Here is a 7,670-nt window from a genome sequence, read left to right as displayed (position 1 = left end):
GGTAACGCACTCAGCTGAGAAGTACTAATAGGTCGAGGACTTATCCTTAGAGGTTTCTAAGAGATAAGCTTTAGAAGATACCTCTTTCTGTGTGAAATTCTGAAGGTACATACCTTTGAATATGGCCTGGTGGCTCAGCTGGTTAGAGCGCCGCCCTGTCACGGCGGAGGTCGTGGGTTCGAACCCCATCCGGGTCGCTGTATTCACAATAGAATACTTTTTATGAATGGGATCTTAGCTCAGCTGGGAGAGCATCTGCCTTACAAGCAGAGGGTCATAGGTTCGAGCCCTATAGGTCCCACTTAAATGAGGACGTTTAGCTCAGTTGGTTAGAGCAATCGGCTCATAACCGATCGGTCCTGGGTTCGAGTCCCCGAACGTCCACTCTTACTAATAATAAGAAACAATGAATATGGCCTGGTGGCTCAGCTGGTTAGAGCGCCGCCCTGTCACGGCGGAGGTCGTGGGTTCGAACCCCATCCGGGTCGCTGTATTCATAACAGAATACTTTTTAACAAATGGGATCTTAGCTCAGCTGGGAGAGCATCTGCCTTACAAGCAGAGGGTCATAGGTTCGAGCCCTATAGGTCCCATTTTCTAAACCTTTTAATAAGGTGCAGAATGCCGGCGTGGCGGAACTGGCAGACGCACAGGACTTAAAATCCTGCGGGACTAATCTCCCGTACCGGTTCGATTCCGGTCGCCGGCATTAAATTAAAAGCCTGAAACCTAAGGAAAATCAAGGGGTTCAGGCTTTTTTCTTTACCTTAAAATATTAAGCAAAAATGGCATAAACATAAGATATTAAGGTAAAGTCCTTTAAAAAAATAAAAATATAACAACAGAGGTTATGAGTATTGACCATTTGACGGGATAGTGCTAAGATACGAGCCATCAGGAACCAAAAGTTTTATCTGTTTTCCTTAACACCAAAACAGATAGCTGTAGGGTTCTTTTTTTGTTTATACCGCGGAAAATGAAAATGTAATACAGAAGATTTAGAACAGGACAAAGGAGTCTTTTCAAAAGTAGTTTGTGTGGAACATTTTAACACACACTGCCGGGGAAGGACTCCTTTTTTAGTGGATATTCAAAGTCAGGAGGAATGAGCTATGGAGAGTTATGATCTGATAATCAAAAATGCGCAGATACACACAATGGATGAGGACAGAAAAGTGTATGCGAAAGGAATCATAGGAATAGAGGGAGAGAGGATAACTCTGATAAAGGAAATGAATGAGCTGACACCGGAGGAGCTTCAGGAATGTGAGGGCGCCGGACGTGTGATAGATGCGGAAGGCAAAGTAGTATTTCCGGGATTCATAGATACACATATCCATATATTCCAGTCGTTTTTGAAGGGCCTTGGAGCAGATCACAGACTGATCGAGTGGCTGAATCTTTCAGCACTTCCATATGGACAGTATATGACACCACATCAGCATGAGCTGGCAGCACAGCTTGCCTGTATGGAGGCGATAAAGAGTGGATGTACGACGATGAGTGAGTTCTTCTACACCAATCAGGATCCTGAGCTGGCTCATTCCTGTATAGATGGAATGGTATCAACGGGTATCCGTAGTGTATTTATCAGAACATTTCAGGATACCGGAGAGGAATATGGAATGCCGAAGTGCTTCCTTGAGCCTGCTGGCAAGGCCATGAAGGAAGTGGATGCTCTGAAGAAAGCATATAAAGAAAATGACATGCTTTCGATCTGGACAGGCCCGGACGTCACATGGTCGACCACGAAGGAGGGCTATCAGGAGATGCTTGAGTATTGTCTCAGTGAGAATGTGAGATACTCAATGCACATCAAGGAGACCGAGGTCGACAATGAGATGTGCGGCAGGTATTACGGCAAGGATATAGTTGATATGCTTGAGGAGATAGGATTCCTGACAGACAAATTCCTTGCAGTGCACTGTGTAAACCTCACACCTCATGATATAGAGAGATTTGCAAAATATGGAGTGTCAATAAGTCACAATCCTGCACCTAACCTTTATCTTGGTTCAGGAATACCACCTATTCCGGAAAGCCTTGCTACAGGGGTAAATGTATCTATAGGAACGGATGGTGCGGCATCCAACAATAGTACGGACATGCTGGAGAGTATGAAGCTGGCAGCTCTCATACAGAAGGGAATACATAGAGATGCAGCGGTCATCAGTGCAGACGATATCATACACATGGCAACGGCAGGCGGTGCAAAGGCTATAGGTATGGCTGACAAATTGGGAACGCTGGCAGCAGGAAAGATCGCAGATCTCATAATATTTGACCCAAACCATCTGAAGTCGGCGCCTATGCATGATGCAAAGGCGACGGTCGTATATGCGTCATCCGAGGAAAATATCGATACAACGATAGTAAATGGAAAGGTAGTATATCAGGGCGGAAAGTTCACATTTGGAATAGATGAGAGAAGCCTGATCGATGAGATAAACAGCGAGCTTGGGGTTCTGAAAAAGCAGCTTGCAGATAAATAAGATGGATGGGGATAAACAAAGAAGGCCATCAGACCATAATAATAAATATATTTGAAATATCTGTATTGAAACAAATTTAAGATAGGGAGGCGCATTCATATGGAAGATAAGAAGATAATAGAAAATGACAGCCAGCTCATAGTTGGCGTAAATGAAAAGATAAGCTGTGGCAAAGCGGCATTTCTCGGAATGCAGCACGTGTTGTCAATGGATCTGTATATCATGCCGCTGATACTTGGAGCGGCGATAGGACTTGCCGGAGGAGAGTTATCATTTTTCCTTCAGATGAGTTTCTTTGCATGTGGAATTGCAACCATATTGCAGGCGGGATTCTTCATGAAGTACCCTATCATACAGGGACCATCATATGTACCGCTTGGAGCGCTGTGTACGATAGGCGCGACCATGGGCGTCAGCGCCATGATAGGAAGTCTGATACCCGGTGCGATCATGATCATATTGCTGGGAATATTTAAGGGCTTCTCGAAATTCGTTAGAAAGGCAATACCTCCATTCATCGGCGGTATCATCATACTCATAGTTGGAATATCCCTGACACCGACAGCTGCAAAGGGAATCGCAAGCTCAGATGGAAACTTAAGTGCAAATGTGGCATCAGGACTTACCGCTGCAGGAGTGCTCATCGTATGTATGATACTTCAGTACAAGCTTAAGCATAACAGGATACTTCACATGGTATCCGTAATACTTGCACTGGTTGCTGGAACAGTGGTTGCAGCAGCAATGGGAGCTTCGGACTTCAGTTCAGTACACGATGCAGCATGGTTCAAGCTGCCTGAGTTTTTCCACTTTGGACTTCCAAAGTTTGAGATCAAGTCCTGTATACTCATGATGTTTATTTACCTTATCGTACTCCTCGATACAACAGGAACATGGGTGACGATCAGTGCCATCACGGGCGAGGATCTCAGCGATAAGAGGATAGACCGTGCTACCATAGGTGAGGGCGTTGGATGTCTTGTCGGCTCACTGTTCGGCGGTACACCGATGACAGGATATTCGTCAAACGCTGGAGTCCTTGCGATCACAAAGGTTGGAAGCCGCATGGCAATCATTGCGGGTGGTATGATACTCATGGTGCTCGGCGTATGTCCAAAGCTTATGACCGTCATATCATGTATACCGACACCTGTCGTAAATGGTGTATTTGCGGTTGTATGTATCCTGCTCATATCAAATGGAATCAAGATCATACAGAGTGAGCCGCTTGACGAGAGATCATCTCTGATAGTCGGAATCTCAGTTGTGGCTGCTGTGGCAACTATAGTCATTCCTACAGATGTGATGAACGCAATGCCTCAGTTCCTGAACTACTTCATGTCATCAGGAACTGCAGTTGGTGCAACCATAGCGGTGGTGCTCCAGCTCTGCCTTCCCAGGAAGAAAAAGGCAGTGAAGGTCGCGTTTGAGGGATGAATTCGTAATTTCTATATAAAGCGAAAACTATAAAATTAAAAGGCACATAGAGTAAGCAGTGCGGCATATACTCTATGTGTCTTTTGTATTTGCGCAGAGCAACGAGCCAAAGTCCGTGATCGCAAGAGACGATGTTCATTTTAAACTAGCGGTTCATTGATTGGACAGTTTCGATTTGATATATTGATTATCGCGAAACACAAAGAGGCTATGGTGGTGGTTCCTTCTTAATTGGGATGATAAATGTAAAAGCTTACCGCCACCGGTTTCCTCATTAATAAGGAGAAAAGTTATGAACGAGATATTGCTCAGGCGTAAAAACAAAGTGATACTTGGCACTGGTACTGCAAGAGTGGCAAATGATCGCTACATAACGGCCATTATGAAGAACATCGAAGAACTTGGATATACATTTTCCAGGGAGATGTTTGACGTTCTCAGAACATACAGCGTCAATGAACTGACAGAATTTTATCTTGAACTCAAAGCCGCGCTTATGAAGCTTGTGGGTGCAAATGTTGTATATATGCCTATGTATGCCGACTTTCCAAAGGGTGTTATGGATGCACATTTTTCTGAGTTGTATATAAATGCAATGGTTCATTACTGGTCGGATGGTATCCTGTATCCAAAGAATCACAGAAAGCGTGTAAATGACAGACTGCCACTTTTTGATGAGACGAAGGTCAAAGTTCTGCAGCTTGGAAGTGAGGCTGATGTGAGACAGATATTTGACAATATCTGCATGTCGAGAACATCTATATCAAAAACTGACAGGGAGGATATAGCATATTTATTCGAGACTGAGAATATGAAGCTGCCTGATGATATACCACACAAGGAGAATGCTGCATACATCGCCGCGCTCTATCTGCAGAAGAAGCCTCTGGCAAATGTCAGTGAGCTCAGGAAATATGTAAAGACTGCAACTGATGTGCTGAGACTTGTGACTGCCATGAGTGATGGCGATGTGAGCCTTGCGGAGAATACTAGATACAGAAGCTTTTCACGCAGACAGAGAAGGATGATCATGGAGCTTCTGTCTGGCTGTCCGAATATAGAGGAGGATATGCTCAGATATAAGGAGAGATGGATCAGAATTGGAGAGAGGATCCATCCTTCTGAGTTTGACTGCAGCAGATACACTCTGGAGTATGACAGGGCGATAAATGCATTTGACAAGCTGAGAAATAACAGGAAGATAGAGACATTTGCAGGAAAGGTTGAGTTTGACCTTGCCTATGGTGAGTATGAAAGTGCGTTTGCCGAGCTGGTGAAGAGACCGGGTGAACTGGCAAGGAGACTGGATCAGCTGCTCAGAGAGACATATAAAGAGCCTGTTATAAGAAGCTTTGCGTCTGTGGCGGAGAAGGTGTCGACACCAGTACTGCTTCAGGTGAGGGAGCACTTTCTGCACAGACCTGAGCATACAGATGTGAGAGTGTTCTTCCCAAAGGGGCGCCTTGCAAAGTGCCACAGCGAGCAAAACAATCTGCCAGATATAGATGAGAGATACTGTCAGGAAGTTGTTCGGATCTGTGAAAATGCCCTTGTGAAGATCTATGGACAGAGGGAGCCTATTGGTAAGGTGTACTTGTCTGAGGATTACAGGAATTATGTGGTTCCATTCAGCCAGAGAAGTGCCAGCAAGGCGCTTAAGACTATAGTCAGAGGCTCGAGACTCCCTATGGCTTCGCAGACAGATGCTGTGAGGGCATTTATATGGTGGACGAATATGGACAAATGTGATTTGGAGTCGTATGACGATGGAAGAGTCGACATAGACCTGTCGGCGGCTATATTTGACGAGAACTGGAACTACATGGAGCATGTGTCATATACCAATCTGAAATCTGAGAAATATAAGGCCTGTCATTCGGGGGACATTGTAAATGGCGGTCCTGTGGATGGTGATGGTGTCAGTGAGTTCCTTGATGTGGACGTAGATTCAGTTGTGAGATATGGTGCAAGGTATGTGGTGTACCAGGTGTATAGCTTTACCGGTCAGAACTATGCGGAGATGCCTCATGCAATGTTTGGCTGGATGGAGAGGGCTGATGTGAACTCGGGTGAGATATATGAGCCAAAGACGGTGGAACAGAAGCTGGATCTCACAGCGGGCAGCACGGTGTGTATTCCTGTAATATTTGACTGTGTTAAGCGGGAGTTTATCTGGTGTGACATGAATCTGTCGCTCAGTGGAGTCCACACAAATACCGTCGGCAATAATCTGGAGAGCAATCTTTCTGGAGTCGCAGCGGTATGCTATTCCATGGTGAATATGAAGAAGCCGGATCTCTACGATCTTATCGCACTCAATGTCATGGGCAGAGGAGTGTTGGTGGATAACAGGGAAGATGCTGACATTGTGTTTGACACTGCGTTGTATCTGAATAATGACACAGTGGAGAATGAGCGTGATAAAATGGTGATAACCCCATACGACACGGAGCTGTTCATGAGTGAGTATCTGTAATTACATTTTTAGAGAACAAAATGAGCTGTGGCAAAATGGTTATTTTATCATGAGCTGCAGCTCAATTATATATTCACTGTCATCGTTGGTCTCATAATCATCTATATGACACATTTCAACAGGGTCACTGGCAATCTCAAGCTGGTGATCCTGTGCGTATGTATAGAGCCGTGGCAGCAGTTCCTTTGTCTTGGTCAGGGCGCCCTTGTATGTCATGGAGAGATATCTTCCTGCTTGAAGTACATAATTGCAATCGGCGTCCTCAAGGTATGGTGCGAAGAAGAATACGTTCTTGGTACGGTAATACTTGGACTTTGGATTGCTTCCGGGGATGTCAAGGGTATAGCAGTCGCAGGCACCTATTGTGTCAATCTTGGTGTTGTGGCTCTGCATGTATTTGACCACATAATAGGAGACATAATCATCAGGAAGATTGTCGTCAGTGACCATGACGCACTTTCGGTCTGGAAGCTCCTTTATCACAATAGTCTCAAATTCATCCTGTATATCCGGGCTGCAAAGGGATGTGATGGTGTCCAGCCGGTTCTGGATACTGTCCCTGGTGGCTTTGAGCTTGGCAATCTCAGCGTCAACCACGTCAAGCTCGGCTCTGAGCAGGGATGTCGTACTATCGATATTTCTGTCCTCGTCATATTCACGGATCTGGTCAGTGGAAAAGCTGAGTCCCAGCAGCTCACGGATAAGCGCAAGGCGGCGGACGTCATCAATGGTGTACATCCTGTAATTGTTTTCGTCATTTCTCACAGGGTGCAGTATCCCAACCTTCTCATAATATCTGATAGAATCCACGCCGATATCAAACAGCTTAGACAATTCCCCAATCTTGAAAGTATCCTTTTTCTTCATAATATAATCTCCAATTCCTGATCTCATATAACTGTATCGTAACACACCACCTAATCAAATTCTATTTTCTATAAAAATACTTAATAAAATTAAGCTGACATATGGAGAAATCTTCACATCTTCCGAAATTTGCAAAAACAAATCAAGTACATTGACTCTAGCATGATACAAGGGTTTACCATTTCACCAAGTTAATTAACCACACAAGATAAAGTAGACGAGTTATTGGATGAAGCTGATATCAGGAGCCTAATCAATAATGTTAATGCTCGGACCGTTGATGCTGTAATACCCTTACAGGGAATACGAGGCCGCCGGTCCTTAGGTGACGCTCCAAGCGGCACCTTAGTACCGCTGCAGGCTGAGTTAAGCGGGAGCGACCCGGTAAGGGTATTACA

The 7,670-nt window shown here is 44.9% G+C and carries 4 protein-coding genes and 6 tRNA genes; 9 read left to right on the top strand and 1 reads right to left on the bottom strand.

All coding sequences use genetic code 11. The features are described 5' to 3' along the window. Nucleotides 1–123: 123 nt before the first annotated feature. From ARA78_RS13140 to ARA78_RS13100, 9 genes are all read left to right on the top strand, one after another. Nucleotides 124–197: transfer RNA gene (locus ARA78_RS13140), tRNA-Asp, on the top strand. 31 nt (nt 198–228) lie between these two features. Further along, nucleotides 229–301 (top strand) — tRNA-Val (locus tag ARA78_RS13135). Nucleotides 302–310: 9 nt separating this feature from the next. After that, nucleotides 311–384 (top strand) — tRNA-Ile (locus ARA78_RS13130). 30 nt (nt 385–414) lie between these two features. Next, nucleotides 415–488: transfer RNA gene (locus ARA78_RS13125), tRNA-Asp, on the top strand. Nucleotides 489–520: 32 nt separating this feature from the next. Further along, a tRNA-Val gene (locus ARA78_RS13120) sits at nt 521–593 on the top strand. A 30-nt stretch (nt 594–623) separates the two neighbouring features. Beyond that, nucleotides 624–709, top strand: a tRNA-Leu gene (locus ARA78_RS13115). A 403-nt stretch (nt 710–1,112) separates the two neighbouring features. Then, on the top strand, nt 1,113–2,492 hold the full coding sequence (locus ARA78_RS13110; protein WP_055273920.1) for an amidohydrolase family protein: 1,380 nt from the start codon (nt 1,113–1,115) through the stop codon (nt 2,490–2,492). A gap of 99 nt (nt 2,493–2,591) precedes the next feature. Beyond that, nucleotides 2,592–3,929: a uracil-xanthine permease family protein gene (locus tag ARA78_RS13105; RefSeq protein WP_055273922.1), complete on the top strand. Its 1,338-nt coding sequence runs from the start codon at nt 2,592–2,594 to the stop codon at nt 3,927–3,929. 292 nt (nt 3,930–4,221) lie between these two features. Then, a complete protein-coding gene (locus tag ARA78_RS13100) occupies nt 4,222–6,405 on the top strand; it encodes a TerD family protein (protein WP_055280696.1) in 2,184 nt (727 codons plus the stop codon). Between the two features lie 39 nt (nt 6,406–6,444). Here the strand turns inward: ARA78_RS13100 and ARA78_RS13095 are convergent, their stop codons facing one another. After that, entirely contained in the window at nt 6,445–7,272 is an 828-nt protein-coding gene (locus ARA78_RS13095) for a MerR family transcriptional regulator (RefSeq protein WP_055273926.1), read from the bottom strand. Nucleotides 7,273–7,670 lie beyond the last annotated feature (398 nt).

It is taken from the genome of Coprococcus eutactus, assembly GCF_001404675.1.
Classification (GTDB): domain Bacteria; phylum Bacillota; class Clostridia; order Lachnospirales; family Lachnospiraceae; genus Coprococcus; species Coprococcus aceti.
Note: the sequence above shows the minus strand (reverse complement) of the source record. Positions and strands in the feature narration are given on the sequence as shown.